General features: G+C 41.0%; 23 protein-coding genes. 17 read left to right on the top strand and 6 right to left on the bottom strand.

Going from position 1 to position 17,386, the window contains the following annotated elements:
* Position 1: 1 nt before the first annotated feature.
* Positions 2-553 (bottom strand): restriction endonuclease subunit S, encoded by a 552-nt coding sequence (locus M2265_RS23975; protein WP_055133790.1) that lies wholly within the window; start codon positions 551-553, stop codon positions 2-4.
* A 259-nt stretch (positions 554-812) separates the two neighbouring features.
* Between M2265_RS23975 and M2265_RS23970 the strand changes: the two genes are divergently transcribed.
* From M2265_RS23970 to M2265_RS23890, 17 genes are all read left to right on the top strand, one after another.
* Positions 813-1,118 (top strand): DUF4134 domain-containing protein, encoded by a 306-nt coding sequence (locus M2265_RS23970; protein WP_055133789.1) that lies wholly within the window; start codon positions 813-815, stop codon positions 1,116-1,118.
* An 11-nt stretch (positions 1,119-1,129) separates the two neighbouring features.
* Positions 1,130-1,462 carry a DUF4133 domain-containing protein gene (locus tag M2265_RS23965; protein ID WP_055133788.1) on the top strand — a complete coding sequence of 111 codons (333 nt, stop codon included), beginning with the start codon at positions 1,130-1,132 and terminating at the stop codon, positions 1,460-1,462.
* Entirely contained in the window at positions 1,459-3,963 is a 2,505-nt protein-coding gene (locus M2265_RS23960) for a TraG family conjugative transposon ATPase (RefSeq protein WP_132772564.1), read from the top strand. The genes M2265_RS23965 and M2265_RS23960 overlap by 4 nt, the downstream gene beginning before the upstream one ends.
* Positions 3,964-3,989: 26 nt before the next feature.
* A complete protein-coding gene (locus M2265_RS23955; protein ID WP_019974899.1) occupies positions 3,990-4,622 on the top strand; it encodes a DUF4141 domain-containing protein in 633 nt (210 codons plus the stop codon).
* Positions 4,623-4,624: 2 nt separating this feature from the next.
* Positions 4,625-5,620, top strand: a complete 996-nt coding sequence (traJ, locus tag M2265_RS23950) for a conjugative transposon protein TraJ (protein WP_055133012.1) — start codon at positions 4,625-4,627, stop codon at positions 5,618-5,620.
* 21 nt (positions 5,621-5,641) lie between these two features.
* Positions 5,642-6,265 (top strand): conjugative transposon protein TraK, encoded by a 624-nt coding sequence (traK, locus tag M2265_RS23945; RefSeq protein WP_026357463.1) that lies wholly within the window; start codon positions 5,642-5,644, stop codon positions 6,263-6,265.
* A 12-nt stretch (positions 6,266-6,277) separates the two neighbouring features.
* The gene (locus tag M2265_RS23940; protein ID WP_055133013.1) at positions 6,278-6,706 is read left to right on the top strand and encodes a hypothetical protein; all 429 of its coding nucleotides are present in this window, start codon (positions 6,278-6,280) and stop codon (positions 6,704-6,706) included.
* A gap of 19 nt (positions 6,707-6,725) precedes the next feature.
* Entirely contained in the window at positions 6,726-7,013 is a 288-nt protein-coding gene (locus M2265_RS23935; protein WP_019974903.1) for a hypothetical protein, read from the top strand.
* Entirely contained in the window at positions 7,000-8,334 is a 1,335-nt protein-coding gene (gene traM / locus M2265_RS23930) for a conjugative transposon protein TraM (protein WP_055133014.1), read from the top strand. The genes M2265_RS23935 and traM overlap by 14 nt, the downstream gene beginning before the upstream one ends.
* Positions 8,335-8,358: 24 nt before the next feature.
* Positions 8,359-9,252 carry a conjugative transposon protein TraN gene (gene traN, locus M2265_RS23925; protein ID WP_055133015.1) on the top strand — a complete coding sequence of 298 codons (894 nt, stop codon included), beginning with the start codon at positions 8,359-8,361 and terminating at the stop codon, positions 9,250-9,252.
* Positions 9,253-9,273: 21 nt separating this feature from the next.
* Positions 9,274-9,834: a conjugal transfer protein TraO gene (locus tag M2265_RS23920; protein WP_055133016.1), complete on the top strand. Its 561-nt coding sequence runs from the start codon at positions 9,274-9,276 to the stop codon at positions 9,832-9,834.
* A 12-nt stretch (positions 9,835-9,846) separates the two neighbouring features.
* Positions 9,847-10,296, top strand: coding sequence for a DUF3872 domain-containing protein (locus tag M2265_RS23915; protein ID WP_034727225.1), 450 nt, complete (start codon positions 9,847-9,849; stop codon positions 10,294-10,296).
* Between the two features lie 111 nt (positions 10,297-10,407).
* Positions 10,408-10,689 (top strand): hypothetical protein, encoded by a 282-nt coding sequence (locus M2265_RS23910; RefSeq protein WP_019974907.1) that lies wholly within the window; start codon positions 10,408-10,410, stop codon positions 10,687-10,689.
* Positions 10,690-10,773: 84 nt separating this feature from the next.
* Positions 10,774-12,063, top strand: coding sequence for a hypothetical protein (locus tag M2265_RS23905; RefSeq protein WP_055133017.1), 1,290 nt, complete (start codon positions 10,774-10,776; stop codon positions 12,061-12,063).
* A gap of 170 nt (positions 12,064-12,233) precedes the next feature.
* A complete protein-coding gene (locus M2265_RS23900) occupies positions 12,234-12,545 on the top strand; it encodes a helix-turn-helix domain-containing protein (protein ID WP_019974909.1) in 312 nt (103 codons plus the stop codon).
* Positions 12,526-12,825, top strand: coding sequence for a helix-turn-helix domain-containing protein (locus tag M2265_RS23895; RefSeq protein ID WP_019974910.1), 300 nt, complete (start codon positions 12,526-12,528; stop codon positions 12,823-12,825). The genes M2265_RS23900 and M2265_RS23895 overlap by 20 nt, the downstream gene beginning before the upstream one ends.
* A gap of 274 nt (positions 12,826-13,099) precedes the next feature.
* A complete protein-coding gene (locus tag M2265_RS23890; protein ID WP_055133018.1) occupies positions 13,100-13,549 on the top strand; it encodes a response regulator transcription factor in 450 nt (149 codons plus the stop codon).
* A gap of 278 nt (positions 13,550-13,827) precedes the next feature.
* Here M2265_RS23890 and M2265_RS23885 read toward each other — a convergent pair whose 3' ends face one another.
* The 5 genes from M2265_RS23885 to M2265_RS23865 are packed head-to-tail and all read right to left on the bottom strand — an operon-like array spanning position 13,828 to position 17,382.
* Positions 13,828-14,634 carry a PRTRC system ThiF family protein gene (locus tag M2265_RS23885; RefSeq protein WP_055133019.1) on the bottom strand — a complete coding sequence of 269 codons (807 nt, stop codon included), beginning with the start codon at positions 14,632-14,634 and terminating at the stop codon, positions 13,828-13,830.
* Complete coding sequence (locus M2265_RS23880; protein WP_055133020.1) at positions 14,634-15,356, bottom strand: PRTRC system protein B; 723 nt, start codon at positions 15,354-15,356, stop codon at positions 14,634-14,636. Before M2265_RS23880 ends, M2265_RS23885 begins: the two co-directional genes overlap by 1 nt.
* Complete coding sequence (locus tag M2265_RS23875; protein ID WP_055133021.1) at positions 15,353-16,519, bottom strand: hypothetical protein; 1,167 nt, start codon at positions 16,517-16,519, stop codon at positions 15,353-15,355. The genes M2265_RS23880 and M2265_RS23875 overlap by 4 nt, the downstream gene beginning before the upstream one ends.
* A gap of 17 nt (positions 16,520-16,536) precedes the next feature.
* The gene (locus M2265_RS23870; protein ID WP_055133022.1) at positions 16,537-16,755 is read right to left on the bottom strand and encodes a PRTRC system protein C; all 219 of its coding nucleotides are present in this window, start codon (positions 16,753-16,755) and stop codon (positions 16,537-16,539) included.
* 18 nt (positions 16,756-16,773) lie between these two features.
* Positions 16,774-17,382, bottom strand: a complete 609-nt coding sequence (locus M2265_RS23865) for a PRTRC system protein E (RefSeq protein WP_055133023.1) — start codon at positions 17,380-17,382, stop codon at positions 16,774-16,776.
* Positions 17,383-17,386 lie beyond the last annotated feature (4 nt).

Below are 17,386 nucleotides of genomic sequence, written 5' to 3'. Positions count from 1 at the left end.
TTTATTTTAAAATATCATTTATTACTGCTTGAAATAATTTATTTTTTTCGTCTATCAACCTTCCTGTCAAAGCTAATTCTGCTCGATGCAAATCACTTAGCTTGGCTATCTTTTTTTGAACTTCTAATGGAGGAAGAGGGATTTCTACTGCTTCGAGTTCATTTTTACGAATAGAAGGAATAGAGCTACCTGCACCAAGGGACTGAAAAAATGATTGATACTTAGTCGAATTAAAAATCGTAACCAAATAGTCTGAATCAACAAGATCAGACTTCGGCTTGATAACAAAAAAGATAGAGGAAGCAATTGCTTTTCCTGTATCAACACTGTATTTCCAAGCAAAATTTCGCATCCCTTTCCCCACAAATAAAACATCTCCCTCTTCTAAAAGATGGCTTTTGGACTTTTCTGTTATTTCAACCCATCCATCTCCATTACCATCAAACAGCCCAAAATCATTAAAATTTTTAGCCTGAAGATAGATAACTGCACCTTTTTCTTTTGGCTTGTCATAAAAGCCAAATTGCAAATGGGATATATCTTTTAATTGCATTTTCAATTTTGTATTCCGTTTCAAATTTAAGCAAATATACAGGATAATATTTAAATACACAAATATATTTCTTTGTAGATAGTTTCAAATAATAAAATTATCTTCCCTATTTCATGAAGAAGATCCAGCAATTCAGCCACTCACTGCCAAATCATTCCTTTGACTGCCACTTTATTATAACGCCCTGATTTCTGAAACACCTTTGTCCCGAAAGTCCGCAAGGTGCGGGATAACAATAACAAATTAATGTGTTTCAATTATGGAAAAACAGAGAAAAAAAGTTTTGCTGGCAGCCGTGGCAATTCTGTCAGGAATTGGTGCGTTCGCACAGGGAAACGGTTCGGCTGGCATCAACGAGGCTACTCAAATGGTAACGTCTTATTTCGACCCCGCAACCCAATTAATCTACGCCATTGGTGCGGTCGTGGGCTTGATAGGGGGCGTTAAGGTTTATAACAAGTTCAGTTCGGGCGACCCCGACACATCGAAGACTGCAGCATCCTGGTTTGGTGCGTGTATCTTCTTAATTGTTGCAGCTACCATCCTGCGTTCATTCTTCCTTTAATCCGTTGCCTTATGAGTAATTATAACATCAACAAAGGCATTGGGAGAACGGTGGAATTTAAAGGGCTGAAAGCACAATACCTGTTCATTTTTGCAGGCGGACTGCTCGGAACCCTTATCCTGGTCATGATACTTTACATGGCCGGGGTTAATTCCTACATCTGCCTTTTTCTTGGGGCAGGCGGTGCTTCGCTCATTGTATGGCAGACCTTTTCGCTGAACAGGAAGTACGGCGAACACGGGCTGATGAAAATTGGAGCCAATAAAAGGCATCCCCGCTACATCATCTGCCGCAAGCCTGTACACCGCTATTTAAAATTCACACCTAAACAGAATGCCGTATGAGAAATGTAGCAAAGACCACCACACTGGAAAACAAGTTCCCTTTGTTGGCAGTGGAGAACAACTGCATCTTATCCAAAGATGCGGACATTACCGCCTGCTTTGAAGTACGCTTGCCGGAATTGTTCACGGTAGCTTCTGCGGAATACGAAGCTATTCACTCCGCCTGGCACAAGGCTATCAAAACCTTGCCTGATTTTACGGTCATTCACAAACAGGATTGGTACATCAAAGAAAGCTATGCGCCCGATTTGGCAGAGGATAACCAAAGTTTTTTGGCTAAATCCTATCAACGCCATTTCAATGAGCGACCGTTCTTAAATCACTACTGTTACTTGTTCCTGACCAAGACCACTAAGGAAAGAATGCGGATGCAAAGTAATTTTTCATCGCTATGTAAAGGTACGCTGATACCAAAGGAAATCAGGAACAAGGAAACGATACACCGCTTTATGGAGGCGGTCGCCCAGTTTGAGCGTATCGTGAACGATAGCGGTTTTGTAACCCTGAAACGTCTGACCGAAGATGAAATCATCGGAACAGAAGATACACATGGATTACTGGAACAGTACCTCACGTTATCAAGGGAATCTGGAACACCAATGCAGGACATCGCACTCGGAACGGAAGAAGTCCGTATCGGAAACAAAAGGTTGAGCCTGCACACCTTGTCCGATACAGACGATTTGCCCGGAACGGTATCGGCTGATACCCGTTTTGAAAAGCTATCCACCGACCGGAGCGACTGCCGTTTGTCGTTCGCTGCTCCCGTGGGATTACTCCTTAGCTGTAACCATATCTACAACCAATATTTGTTTTTGGATAACAGCGAAGACAACCTGCAAAAGTTTGAAAAGTCCGCCCGCAATATGCACTCTTTGGCAAGGTATAGCAGGGCAAACCAAATCAACAAAGAGTGGATAGAAAAATACCTGAACGAAGCCCACAGCTTCGGTCTGTCGTCTATCAGGGCACACTTCAACATTATGGCGTGGTCGGAAGACCCTGCGGAGCTGAAACAGTTAAAGAACGATTGCGGTAGTGCATTGGCATTGATGGAGTGTAAGCCTCGCCACAACACTACAGACGTAGCCACTTTGTTTTGGGCTGGAATGCCCGGCAATGCAGGCGATTTTCCGAGTGAGGAAAGTTTTTACACTTTTATCGAACCTGCCTTGTGCTTCTTCACAGAAGAAACCAACTATCACAATTCGCCCTCGCCGTTCGGTATCAAGATGGCTGACAGGCTTACAGGAAAACCTATCCATTTGGATATTTCCGACCTGCCTATGAAGCGTGGCATTATCACGAACCGCAACAAATTCATTTTGGGGCCATCGGGTTCGGGAAAATCGTTCTTCACAAATCATATGGTAAGGCAATACTACGAACAGGGTGCTCACGTCCTGTTGGTGGATACAGGGAATAGTTATCAGGGCTTATGCGAACTCATCAAAGGAAAGACCAAAGGCGAAGACGGCGTGTATTTTACATACACCGAAGACAATCCCATTGCCTTTAACCCTTTCTATACCGATGATGGCGTGTTCGACATTGAGAAGCGGGAAAGTGTCAAGACTTTGATACTGACACTCTGGAAACGTGATGATGAACCGCCAACCCGTTCTGAAGAGGTTGCTCTTTCCAATGCCGTAAGCGGCTATATCGAACGTATCAAAACGGACGATGTTTACCCATCATTTAACGGTTTCTACGAGTATGTCAAAGGCGATTACCGCAAGGTACTCGAAGAAAAACAGGTAAGGGAAAAAGACTTTGACATAGCAAATTTTTTAAACGTTCTCGAACCCTACTATAAAGGCGGAGAGTACGATTATCTGTTGAACTCCGATAAGCAGTTAGACCTGCTTTCCAAACGCTTTATCGTGTTTGAAATTGATGCGATTAAAGACCACAAAATCCTCTTTCCCATAGTCACAATCATCATTATGGAAGTTTTTATCAACAAGATGCGGAGGCTGAAAGGTATCCGAAAACTCATCCTGATTGAAGAAGCGTGGAAAGCGATTGCCAAAGAAGGAATGGCGGAATATATAAAATATTTATTTAAAACCGTCCGCAAATTCTTCGGAGAGGCGATTGTCGTTACGCAAGAGGTAGATGATATTATCCAGTCGCCCATTGTAAAAGAAAGTATCATCAACAATTCCGACTGTAAAATCCTCTTAGACCAGCGTAAGTATATGAATAAATTCGATGACATACAGGCAATGTTGGGGCTTACAGATAAGGAAAAAGGTCAGGTACTTTCAATCAATATGAACAACGATGCAAGCCGACTGTACAAAGAGGTTTGGATTGGCTTAGGTGGTACGAACTCGGCAGTCTATGCCACCGAAGTTAGTTTGGAGGAATACCTCGCATACACGACAGAAGAAACCGAAAAAATGGAGGTAATGCAATTAGCTTCCGAATTGGACGGTAACGTAGAACTCGCCATTAAGCATATCGCAATGCAAAGGCGTGACAAAGCAAATCAATAGTCATTAACATTTTAAAATTCATAAAAATGAAAAAGTTCCTTTTTATGGTGTGTACGGCACTAATGCTCGCCGTAGCACCGTCCGCAAAAGCACAATGGGTAGTAACCGACCCCACAAATCTGGCATCGGGTATTCTCAACAGTGCGAATGAAATCGTACAGACTTCTTCCACGGTATCCAATGTAATTAAAAATTTCAAGGAAGTGGAAAAGGTGTATAAACAGGGTAAGGAGTATTACGACAAGCTACAAGCTGTAAATAATCTTGTAAAAGATGCACGTAAGGTACAGCAGACTGTATTGCTTGTCGGTGACGTATCCGAAATGTATGTTACCAACTTCGGTAAGATGATGAACGACCCGAATTTTTCTGCACAGGAATTGGCAGCTATCAGCAATGGTTATTCGGCATTGCTGAATGAAAGTACCGAACTGCTGAAAGAACTCAAACAGATTGTAACCTCATCAAGCCTTTCGCTGAACGACAAAGAGCGTATGGATATTATTGATAGAGTGTACAAAGAAGTAAAGGAATACCACAGCTTGGTACGCTACTATACCAATAAGAATATCTCTGTAAGTATTCTAAGAGCAAAAAAGCAGAACAATACCAAAAGAGTGCTTGACCTCTATGGAACTCCTAACCAAAAATACTGGTAGTTATGGAATTTCAAAATCTTCACGAAGTCCTACGCTCATTATATGATGAGATGCTCCCACTGTCCGCCGATATGGCGGCAGTGGCTAAAGGGATAGCCGGATTGGGGGCTTTGTTCTATGTTGCCATAAAAGTATGGCAGGCTTTGAGCAGGGCTGAACCCATTGATATGTACCCCTTGCTCCGTCCTTTCGCTTTGGGGCTTTGCATTATGTTTTTCCCAACTATCGTATTGGGAACAATCAATGCCGTGTTAAGTCCGGTGGTACAGGGTACTCACACAATCCTCGAAAATCAGGTGCTTGACCTCAACGATTTGCAGGCGAAAAAAGACCTGTTGGAACGGGAAGCTATGCTACGAAATCCTGAAACAGCCTATCTCGTATCAAATGAGGAATTTGATAAAAAGCTCGAAGAATTGGGCTGGTCGCCCGGCGATTTGATTACGATGTCGGGAATGTATATGGATAGGTTTGCCTACCAAACCGAACAAGCTATTAAGAATTGGTTTCGCAATCTGTTAGAGGTACTGTTTCAGGCGGCAGCTTTGGTTATTGATACCATAAGGACGTTCTTTCTCATCGTCCTGTCCATACTCGGGCCGATAGCCTTTGCGATAAGCGTGTGGGACGGTTTTCAGTCCACGCTCACGCAATGGCTGACCCGATACGTCAGCGTTTACCTGTGGTTGCCCGTGGCAGACCTGTTCAGCTCTATGCTTGCCAAAATACAATCCCTCATTATCGAAAAGGATATAGCAATGCTTGCCGACCCGACCTATATACCCGACACATCCAATACCGTGTACATCATCTTTATGATAATCGGTATCGTGGGTTACTTCACTATCCCAACGGTAACAGGCTGGATTATTCAGGCAGGCGGTGCAGGAAACTTTACCCGTAACGTAAACCAAGCGGCAATGAAAACCGGAAATATCGCCGGAGCAGGAACAGGTTCGGCTGTTGGAAATATCGGTGGCAGGTTAATGGGGAAATAAAAACAATCAAATCATTTAAAAATGGAATTTAAAACATTAAGAAATATCGAAAACAGTTTTAGGCAAATACGGCTGTATGCCATTGTATTTGCCGTTCTCTGCCTAAGCGTGGTAGGATTTTCACTTTGGAAATCTTACAGCTTTGCAGACGAACAACGCCAAAAAATCTATGTGCTGGATAATGGAAAATCGTTGATGCTTGCCTTATCGCAAGATGCAAGTATCAACCGACCTGTGGAAGCAAGGGAGCACGTCAGACGTTTTCACGAGCTCTTTTTTACGCTTGCTCCCGACAAGAACGCTATCGAAAGCAATATGAGCAGGGCATTCAACCTTGCCGATAAATCAGCTTTTGATTATTACAAAGACCTGTCGGAAAAGGGTTATTACAGCAGGATTATTTCGGGGAATGTACAGCAACGCATTGAGGTGGATAGTGTCGTGTGCAATTTCGACACCTATCCGTATGCGGTGCGTACTTACGCCAAACAATTCATTATCCGTTCGAGCAACGTGACCAGGCGTAACCTGATTACTTCCTGCTATCTCGTGAACTCTGTCCGTTCGGACAACAACCCGCAAGGCTTCAACATCGAAAAGTTTGCAGTGATAGAAAACAGGGATATAGAAGTTATCGAACGCTAAAAAAACAATCTTATGGAAGCATTATCAGATTTAAACACGTTTGCAAAAATCCTTACCGATAAAGGATATAACGGCTATTTCCATACGCAGGGAGCGTATGCCGGAAAGTTGAAGAAAAGTATCGGCGAATACCTCGAAAACTGCCAAAAAGGTACAGATAGTTTGCCTAAACAGGACTTGTTGCTGACGGGCTACCTGCAATGGTCGGGCGAAGACAAGCCAAGTGTAGAATGCAGTATGTGGGTAAAATACCTGAACGGCAAATTCTCGCTCAACAGAATGGAGGTTACAAGGAAAGACCAATTTGGGCAACTGCTGAAAAAATCGGAACTGACAAACCTGTCTGTAATATCCGCACCCAAAGCGGTTGAGGCAGTCGCTTTGGTCAATGAAGAACCGAAGCAAAAGGCAGGTCAAAGTCCTAAGCGTTTCAAGCTATAACAACAGAAACAGTAAGGTTATGAAAAAACTAAGAGCAAATATGGACAGGTACTTTGACAAGCTGGACGAACGCTGGCGGGCATTGCCCTTGCGGAAACAGCACCAATACACACTTTACTTTTTTGTGGGGTATCTACTGCTTACGGCAGGGGTCATTTGCAAAGTATGGTACGATACCTCAAAGTCGGGTAACGATATGGTCATTGAGCATATCGAAAACCCTGTCCTCAAAAAAAGTGAAAGCCCTGCAAGATTGCAGGACACATTATCAACAATTCTAAAAAACAAGATTTATGAAAGAAAATGAGAACAAAAAGTCGGTTGTTCGGGTAACGGAAGGGAACCAGGCAGCAACCGCTGATGTACCGCAAGACGGTACACAGAACAAAGCCGAAAAGCTCAAAAAGCCGCTCATCTTTGGCTTAATGGGAATTGTCTTCGTAGGTTGTATGTACCTCATATTTAAACCATCCGCAGACAAAAAGGAAATCGAGAACATTGGGCTGAACGATGCAGTACCAGAGGCTACCGGAGCAGGAATGCCTGCCGACAAAGGCAAGGCTTATGAGTTGGAAATGCTGGAACGCAAAGAGCAAGAAAAACGCAATGCACTTACCACGCTTTCTGACTATTGGAATACTGAAGACAAAAAAGAGCCTAATGATGAATTTCCCGAAGAAGACGAAAGCAACAGCTATGGCGGTGGCAGAGGTTCGGGCAGAAACGGCAATCCGGCATTGAGCAGTTACCGCAATGCACAAAGCACATTGGGTTCATTTTATCAGGATAACAACTCTGAAACAACAGAACTCCGCAGGCAATTGGACGAACTAAAAGAACAATTAGCCGAGAAAGATGTGCCTAAATCTGTAACCGTTGATGACCAGCTTGCCCTAATGGAGAAATCCTACCAGATGGCGGCAAAGTATCTGCCAACGGGTACAAATTCGACAGAAGTTCCACCTGCTAAGGATGCAGGTACGGCTACCGCAGGTTCAACTCAAAAGGAGCATTTTGTGGCATTCACACCTACAAGAAAGAACACCGTTTCCGCTTTGTATCGTGAGCCTACGGACAGTGCCTTTTTAGCCGATTGGAGCGAAACAAGAAACCGGGGCTTTTATACCGCAGGTTCTATTGAGCAAACGGCACAACCGAAAAACAGTATCAAAGCCTGTGTACACGATGCGCAAACGGTTATCGGCGAAACAGGGGTACGATTGCGATTGTTAGAGCCAGCCCAAACGCCTCAACGTACCATTCCGAAAGGAACGATTGTAACAGCTAATGCCAAATTTCAGGGAGGTCGATTACAGCTAAAGATTACCTCCGTAGAATTAGAGGGCAACATCATTCCGGTTGATATAACCATTTACGATTTGGACGGACAGCAAGGCTTGTACGTTCCGTATTCGCCGGAAATGAACGCCCTTACCGAAATGGCGGGCAATATGAGCCAGACTTCGGGAACAAGCATAATGCTCACGCAGAATGCAGGACAACAGGTTGCTGCTGATTTAAGCCGTGGCGTGGTACAGGGTGTTTCGGGCTATTTCACAAAAAAGGTGAGAACCCCAAAGGTTACGCTAAAAGCAGGGCATCAGGTCTTCCTTGTATCTAAAAAATAATGTTGAACTCAAATAAATAAAACAATGAAAAATCATTTAAAAATCTTTTGGGCATTTGCCCTGATACTCGGCTTTGCCGTACAGTCTTACGCACAGGATAGTGCAAGAACTAAACTTGCATTGGGCAAGATAGAACCGTATAAAATGGAAGTGACCTACGATAAAACTTCGCACCTGATTTTCCCGACTGCCATTCGTTACGTGGATTTGGGTAGCGAATACCTGATTGCAGGGAAAGCGGAAGATGCGGAAAACGTGTTGCGTGTAAAAGCATCGGTAAGGGATTTTGAACCCGAAACCAATTTTTCTGTCATTACCAATGACGGGCGTTTTTACAGCTTCAATGTGTATTACAGTTCCTATCCGGAGGCAATGAGCTATGACCTGCTCACGATGCAAAAGGCAGTAGATAAAGCCAATGGTAACGATGTGCTTTTTGAAGAATTGGGCAACAATTCTCCGTCATTGGCAGGCTTGCTGTTGGAAACGATTTACAAGAAAGACAAACGTATTGTAAAGCATATCGGGGCTAAGAGCTTCGGTATTCAGTTTATCCTCAAAGGCATTTACATACACAACGGCAAATACTATTTCCATACGGAATTGAGAAACCGTACCAATGTGCCATTTCAGATTGATTTTGTGAATTTCAAGGTAGTGGATAAAAAGGTAGCCAAACGTACCGTAGTACAGGAACGCCCGATGATACCGCTTAGGACTTACAAGCCACTGGACGACATTGCCGGAAAAACAATCGAACAAAACGTCTTCCTGTTAGACCAATTTACCATTGCCGATGACAAGGTACTGCTGATTGAGATTTTCGAGAAAAACGGAGGCAGGCATCAAACGCTCCAGATAGAAAATTCCGACTTAATCAAAGCCCGTTTGATTAACGATATGCACCTGAAATTTTAATAACCTTTTAAAGTAAATAATATGAAAAAGTATATCTATACCGTGATGCTCATCTTTATGGCCATCACGGTCACACAGGCACAAAGAATGTTACCTAAACAGAAAGGATTGGAAGTGAGTACGGGTGTGCTGTCCAATGATAAAATCGGTAACGATTATTATATCAATGTAGCAATGACCGTAAACGGCAAAAATGGTAACTATCAGCTTTGGGCGTTGGAATACACTCATCAATACCACGATTATAAAGCCCTCCGCATACCGCAGGAAACTTATACCGCAGAGGGCGGTTACAGCTTCTTCCTCTTGGGCGATGCCCGTAAGAACATCACGCTGAACTTCGGAATAACAGGTGTAGTCGGTTACGAAAGTATCAACCGTGGCGAAGCAATGTTGTATGACGGAGCAAAAATTTTGAGCGAGGATAATTTTATCTACGGAGCTGGTGGACGGCTCACATTTGAAACGTACCTGTCCGACCGTTTTGTGTTAGTCCTGCAAGGGCGTACAAAGGTTTTGTGGGGTACAGACTTGGAACAGTTCCGACCGTCCGCAGGCGTGGGATTAAGGTTTAATTTTTAAAACGTAAAAACAATGATAGCAATATTCAATAAATTCAGGATAGGATTAAGCTCAATATATGTACTCTTGGCAATCCTCACAGCTTCGGTTACGTTGGTATCTTGTAGCAAAGACGATGAACTCGAAATACAGAACGATTTCCCTTTTGAGGTCAAAGTAATGCCTGTACCCAAAGATGTTGCCAGTGGGCAGACCGTAGAGATACGGATTACCATACAGCGAACAGGCAATTACAGCAATACGCAATATTTTCTCCGCTACTTCCAATTTGACGGTCAAGGCACATTGCGGTATTATGACGAACCACCGTATTTGCCAAACGATTTGTATTCGTTGCCAACGGAGCAGTTCCGGTTGTATTACACTTCGTCATCTACCGTATCACAATCCTTTGAGGTTTGGATTTCGGATAACTTCGGTAACGAAAAGCAGTTGAGCTTTCAGTTCAACAGTAGTGATTAATGCTACTTATATAAAAGCAAAACCGACTGTTACAGGTCGGTTTTTTGCTTTTCAGCTTTCGGTGTACGTTGTTTTTTGTTTAAATTTACTTGAATTATAATCTTAACGGGTATGGATACAGTTACGGCTCAATTGGTGTTTGGTATTATTGTTATCGTTATTGCGATAGTGCTTATTTATTGGATAAACCGCAGGAAATTTTACAGGCGTAATGGTATGGGTGCAGAGGGATTTTCGAGTTTTGAAGCATCTGTATTTACCCGTTTTATAGAACGTATCGGCAAATGGATTGCCTATGCTTTAATTGTTGTCGGTATTGTCTGTATATGGACTTACAGCCAAATGAAAAAGGAAAAGGAACTGCAAAAAGTGGAGATACAAAACCCTCGATAATCAATCTGCTCATTCAAGTTGCCACTTAAGATATTTGTATAATTTTGTAGTATCTTAAACAGCTTTAGGCAAAATATAATTTGAATGAAACTACGAATTGAAAATTGGATTGATAATAATAATTTTTCAGAAGATGTAAATGTACTATTTACAGATGCCGTTACTTGCTATAAAGCTGGAGCGAATAGAGCCTCATTATTATTTTCATATTTGGCTTTTCTGACGATACTGAAGGAAAGAATAATTGGAGGAACTAAACCAAACTTATTTCCCCAAGGGGAATGGGACAAAATAATCTCAAAATTACAAAATGAAGACTTGTGGGAAGCAAGTGTATTTGATGCAACTCAACAACAAGAAAAAACTGACCAGACTACAAAAGAACGCACTAAAGACCCAATATTTAACCTTAATGACAATCTACGATTACAAATAAAATATTGGAAAGATAGAAGGAATGACTGCGCTCATTACAAGGATAATATTATAGACACTTTTCATATTGAGGCTTTTTGGGCATTTATAGAGAGTAATATGTCCAAAATAACAATAGAGGGTGGAATGCAATCTCTGATAAATAAAATTCATAAACATTTTGACCCAACTATTACTCCACCGGATAAAGACATTTCTCCATTAATTCAAGAGATTGAATTTTCAGTAGAAAGGTCAAAATTGAAACATTTTTGGGAAGCATTATTAAATAATGGAGAATGGGATTTCGACTTATCTATAAGGAAACAGGAACTAATTAGTAAAAGTTTAGAGGTAAATAAAGGTTTTGTAAACGATAGTTTGATTGCTATTGTCAAAGCCAATAAGTATTATTTAAAAGACTTTCTGTCGAACCATCCTGATAAAATTTTGAGCTTTAATTTTAATGAGGAAGAAGTCCGAAAATTTTGGAAAACACAATTAACTTCTTGCAACAACATTTTAGGATTATATACTTCTTTTTTAAGAAATGGTTTAATCCCACAAAATGAAATAGCAGAAGCAAATAAAACTATATTAAATGCTATAAGAGAATATTCTCCAACCATCAATGAGCATCAGATATTATCAGGAAATGGCATCTTAGATACTTTTAAACAAGTGATTTTAAACAACATTAGTTTTATTGGGTATAAGTCATATTTATGGGTAAACGATAGAGCTGATATTATTTCCGGAATAATCAAAAATTGCCCGTCCGATAAGGATATAATTATGAGATTAGTTGAGCACTATAATCAACGAGATAATTCTGATTGGTTATTGGAAAGATTTAATAATATATTTATTGATGGTAGTACCATTACCATTGAATATAAAAATATTTTGCAAACTGATAATGTAGAGATACCAGAGAAATTAAAAAAATACTTTGCTTAAATATTGTGAATAAGCAATATCAAATCGGATAGCCAAAAGGTTATCCGATTTTTTGTTTACAGAGGTAGTAAACCGCCAAACACTACCTTTCAACGCCAATCAATACTACATTTTCCAACCCTGTAACACCCCTTAATATCTTCGACTTCCACAGAAAAAATGAGCAAAAAATGGAAGTTATCGCAATACAAAAATCCGCATTGGACGGAATGAAAAATGAGCTAAGGGAAATTTTGGAAATGACCGAAAATGCTGTACGGAAATACACGCCGATTTTCAAAGAAGAGCAATGGCTCGACAACCAGGAAGTGTGTTTGATGATGAACATTACCAAACGGACTTTGCAGACCTATAAGGACAAAGGCTTATTGCCATATTCCAAACTGAACCGCAAGAATTATTATAAACGCTCGGACGTACAGGCTTTACTCGAAGCCGGACAGCCGTACAATACCAACGACAATGGATTTACTGACGAATGAAACGGAAGAAATCATCGCCCATCAGGAAATGATAATGCAGTTGAGAAACCGTATTGAAGAAATATTGAAAAACTACCGTCCTGTAATGAACGGAGAAATATACTTGTCGGGCGAAGATGTATGCAAGCTGCTCCATATCAGCAAACGGACTTTACAGCAATACCGTGACGATAATATCCTGCCGTTTATACAAATTGGGGGCAAGATAATCTATAAGGAAAGTGATATTCTGACCGTCTTAGAACAGAACTATATAGCCAATGACAGACATTGCTTGTAATTAATTTTGTTCTGACTATGTTTCAACGGAAGGACTTTAGTATATTTGCTATGTAAAATATAACAATACTTAAAGTGTTTTTGCTTTAGGTCTTGGTACTGAAAACTGGTAATTTTTTGTATCCCCAAGACAATAAGTAAGAACGCTCACGTCATAGGCGTGGGCGCTCGCTTATTCGGGGATTAAGGCGTACCAGTGCCTCAGTATCGGTAAGTGTGGTTGCCTGCGCTTCTTTTTTTTGTGCAGGGCTACATCAACTCAAAAAAGTAATGATATGGAAACTGGTACAGCACAAAAAAAAATTACCCTCGCCTTTATCAATGATAAAAGCCCGATTTTGGATTTGACCTGCAACGACCTCGCTGCTTCAGGAATTGAAGTATCGTTCCGCTCTGAAAACATTGAAGACGGACTATCCCAATTATCAGCATTAAAAACACTCCCCAACGTTTGTATTATTGACCTTGATTTTTACAATAAGAATGTGCTGGCACAGCTTCAAGAATTGAGAACACAATATCCAACCATTAACCTGATTGCACATAATGATATTGATGCAGAAAAAGCCGTAAAACCTCTTTTGGAAATTGGTTTTACAGGTTATTTGCTCATTGGTAGCGATACGGACGATTTTAAAAAAGCTATTGATGTTGTTACCAATGGCGGTAGATATTTTAGTGTGGGAGTAGCGGAAATTGCACAGGAATATTTCAGTAATAAGTAACGTTCCGATTATAATAGTATAAAATATCTGTTCTAATCAAGCGGCGTTCTTTTGCTTCTTTTCTTTGGTCGCTTATGTGAAAAGAAAAGAAGTCATTGCATACCTAATCATTGGGATAATGAATATCCCACACAATAATGTCGCAACCTGTTTGGTAAAAGGTAGAGAAAGGAAATTGTGTAGCGGTGCATTTTGACAAAGGGGTTGCACCGATTTGATGCAAAAAGACTGTCCCGACCATCGGGAGGATCTGTCTTTTTGCCGCCCGACTTTTCGGGTCAGGCGACTTTTATCGGGTGGGTGCGGAAATCTTTCAGATTGTGAAAAAATCCTTTGTATTCAGTCATTCCCCTGCGAAATAAGTTCCACAGCAAAGAACAACCCATTTGGGTTAATGAGGAATTGATAAACAAGTCCTGGTGTTCCAACGCTTCGGCAAGTGAGCAACTTGGCGTGTTATCCTCTTGTTCGGATTGCTTCAGCAATTCGCCAAATTCATCGGTAACAAATGGCAGGCTTGCCACCGTTTGGTATTTCTCTGAATTGGGTTGCTTTATCTCTCCGATAGTAGATAGTAGCACTTGTCCTGTATCTTGGCTGTTGCCAAAATCCAACCAATATTTCGGCTCATCTTGGTAGTGTCTGCGGTAACTTATTTCTTTAAGAATTTCAGCAACGCCAAACCTCGCCTGTACATTGTCCACACAAGTAATAGTAATGATTGCCCTTGCTTTTTCGGGTATTCTGCCAAACTTGTCCTTTTCAAATTTTACCGTTTCGGCTTTCCAATTTGTACCGATGCAACGATTGATACGGTTTATCAATGCAACCGATTTGTACAATCCTGTTTCACTTTCAAAAAAACGCTGTCTGCCTAAATTGGCACTCGTGATAACATCATCATCCCAAAGGCGGACTTGCAACCCTGCGTGTCCCAACGCTATCAAGCTCTCGTTTATTTCCATTAAAGCGGTCAATACTTTTGAGCCTGTGCCACCTGCCCCGATAAGGTTTACCGAAATTGGGTTTGTCGGATTGAGCAGATAATTGTCCGTAAAATGGATTGCTGTTTTTGCTGTATTCATCACAATAGATTTTTAAGGGTTTTGTTATTCTTTTTTAATACTTCTTTCGGAAAAGGTTTATCAGTATTGATAAGGTCTTTCCAAAGGTTTACAATGTTTTTTTTCGTGAGGTTCTCGCATAATGAATGGCTGAAATAGGAATTGAAAAAATAATGTTCCCACGCCTGTATAAATTCCTCAACCGAAGTCGAATTTTTAATGTCAATACTAACAGTACCCATACATACATTGCCCTTTTCATAGATATTGAAGAAAGGAACGTAATGCAATGGCGTTTTCTCGGTGGGTCTTCTGTCGTTTGCCAAAGCAAATACAGTAAGACTGCTTTTGCTCGCTAACCAAAGCATTGGCGGTACTTGTGCCTTTCCGTTGGGTATGCCCAAACTATCTACAAAATACAGTTGCCTTTGCTTTGATTTGGTGTACCAAAGTACCGCACCATTTTCTGCACTCTGATTGATATGCAAAATGTTTGTCGGCAAAATTCCCTTTGGCTTTAAAAAGGCTTTATTCTTTTCTTCATCGGTCTGTAAAGCCATTGATAATACGTTGGCTTCTTTTACTGTCAATGGGTGGGCATTGGTAGGCGTTCCGTTGCTATCCATATCGAAATGCTCCACGTACATTGCTGTATCTGTTCCTTTGGTTTCATAGAAAACCAAAGCGGATTTTGGATAGTACAATGTGCCGAAATCTTTGGTTATGTTGTTTATGGTGTTCATTTTTCTGTTGTTTTATAGTCATACAATAGAGTGCATAGGTCGTCCAATAAGGTAAACAGGCGGTTTTCAAAATCAAGGTTGTTTGTCTTTATTTTGCTTCCGTCAAAGGCTTTGCAAATGGTCGGTTCTTCCAATACTCCGCACTCGTTAAACTCGTTGTTGATGCTTTCTTTAAGGCTTTCATATAACCAACCTTTGGTATCGGAAATAAAAGAGATATACTTTTCCATTCCGATTGCTTCATTTTCGTAATCATCATTATAGGGGTCTTCTTCGGGCAATGGTGCATTTCTGAAAATGGTTGCGTTCGGATATTCCGTATAAAGGACAAAAGCATTACAAGCTATCTGCCAACATTCCCTGTCGAATGTATCAAGGCTTTTAAATCGGCTCAAACGCTGTTCAAATACCTTTAGATTGATACGGTTAAATAGCTTTTGTTCTATATTGTCGCCAATATATTCGGCATTTCTCAACTCACTTTTATACGTTTCGGTTTCGTCTGTTTCATCATCCTGTTCTACCCAATCTTTATGCGTTTCATACAACCAATACAAATAGCTGTCTTCCTGCCTGTAATACGGTACATCGGCAATATGGTACAGATAACTGCATACCGATAAAAGTACCTGTGCGGTCTTTTTACGTTTCGGGTCTTTGAGCATTTTAAAGAGTGGTGCAATAGGAATATAATACAAGGTTGTACCTACATTATACCTTTCCTCGCTCACAAAAAAGGTTTTCTTACTATCCTGTACCAATTTGAAACTATCCCAATTTATGTTGGTACGTTTTACTTTGGTTTCCATATCCCACATAGACAATGTTATATTGTATGGAAAATCAAAATCTTTGGTCTGCATTGGCTCAATGCTGTAATGTTCAGCAAGTCGGGAAAGGGACTTGTAAAAATCCCTCTCCGTTTTCTGACAAGCCTGTACGGATTGTGCTATTTTCAGTTTAGGCAGAAACGTACACTTTAGAATACCATTGGTAGCATTGCTATTGGTACGGATTTCTGTTTGTCTTTCTGCACTTGGTTTGCGTCCTTTGGTCTTTGTAGCCAATTTGCGAACTCGCCCAACTGTCGGTGTAACTGCTGTTGTCGTTTCTGTTCGGGTATGCTGATTGTTCCCGATATGATATTGCGTTGCATAATTCATCGTTTTATAATTTTTGTTTAACCTTTCGTACCCATTACGCTTTCAAATTTGTACTCTACCGCATCATCTTTGATTTGCGGTGCGGATGCTTTTGCTGTTGTCAAAATCGGGTACATATTGGCGTAAAAATTCATTACGGCTTCCACGCTCCAACGTGGTTCTGGGTCGGTCAGTCTGATGTCCTGTCCTTTATCATTGAGGATAAATACTCGCTCTAATTGGGTTGCTAATAACATAATGGTCGTTTTTAAGTGTTAATACTGTTCTTCTTCGTCCGCTTCATCAATAGGATAATCGGCAGTAACTTCTTCCTCTTTTTGCGGTTCGGGTTTTGCTTCTTCCATTGCCCCGAAAAGGCTTGGTGTGGCAAACTTGTCGGACAATGATGTTTTACGCTTGCGTATCTCGTCCGCTTTTTCGGGGAACTCCGTTATATCGGGTACTTTCATCCACGCATCACGGAACTTGCCCTCTTTCTCCAACTCGTCAGCCTTTGCCATAGCATCTTTAAACTTCTTGTCTTTGGCTTCTTTTTCCTTTTTCTCCTTTTCGGCTTTTTCTTTCTCGATTGCCGATTGCTTTTTAACTTCTTCCAATTGCTTTAAGAATTTCTCCATATCCACCATTAAGCCCGATACCTTTTGTATAGGTGTGGTTATCTGCTCAAAAAAACCCTCGTCAAACTCTTGGGGCGTGGCGTTAAATGTCAATGGGGGAATACCGTTTTTGGCACTATCTCCGCATTGTTCGTTGTTGAGCAATACTGTTACGATTAAGTTGCTTTCTATTCCTTTTGAAATGTTCAGTTGTAAAACTCCTGTAAAGTCCAACTGCTGTATCTGATTGAAAAAATTTGTGTTCATTGTT

The sequence above is a fragment of the Sphingobacterium kitahiroshimense genome (assembly GCF_025961315.1).
GTDB lineage: Bacteria > Bacteroidota > Bacteroidia > Sphingobacteriales > Sphingobacteriaceae > Sphingobacterium > Sphingobacterium anhuiense.
This window is presented reverse-complemented; position numbering and strand designations above follow the sequence as displayed.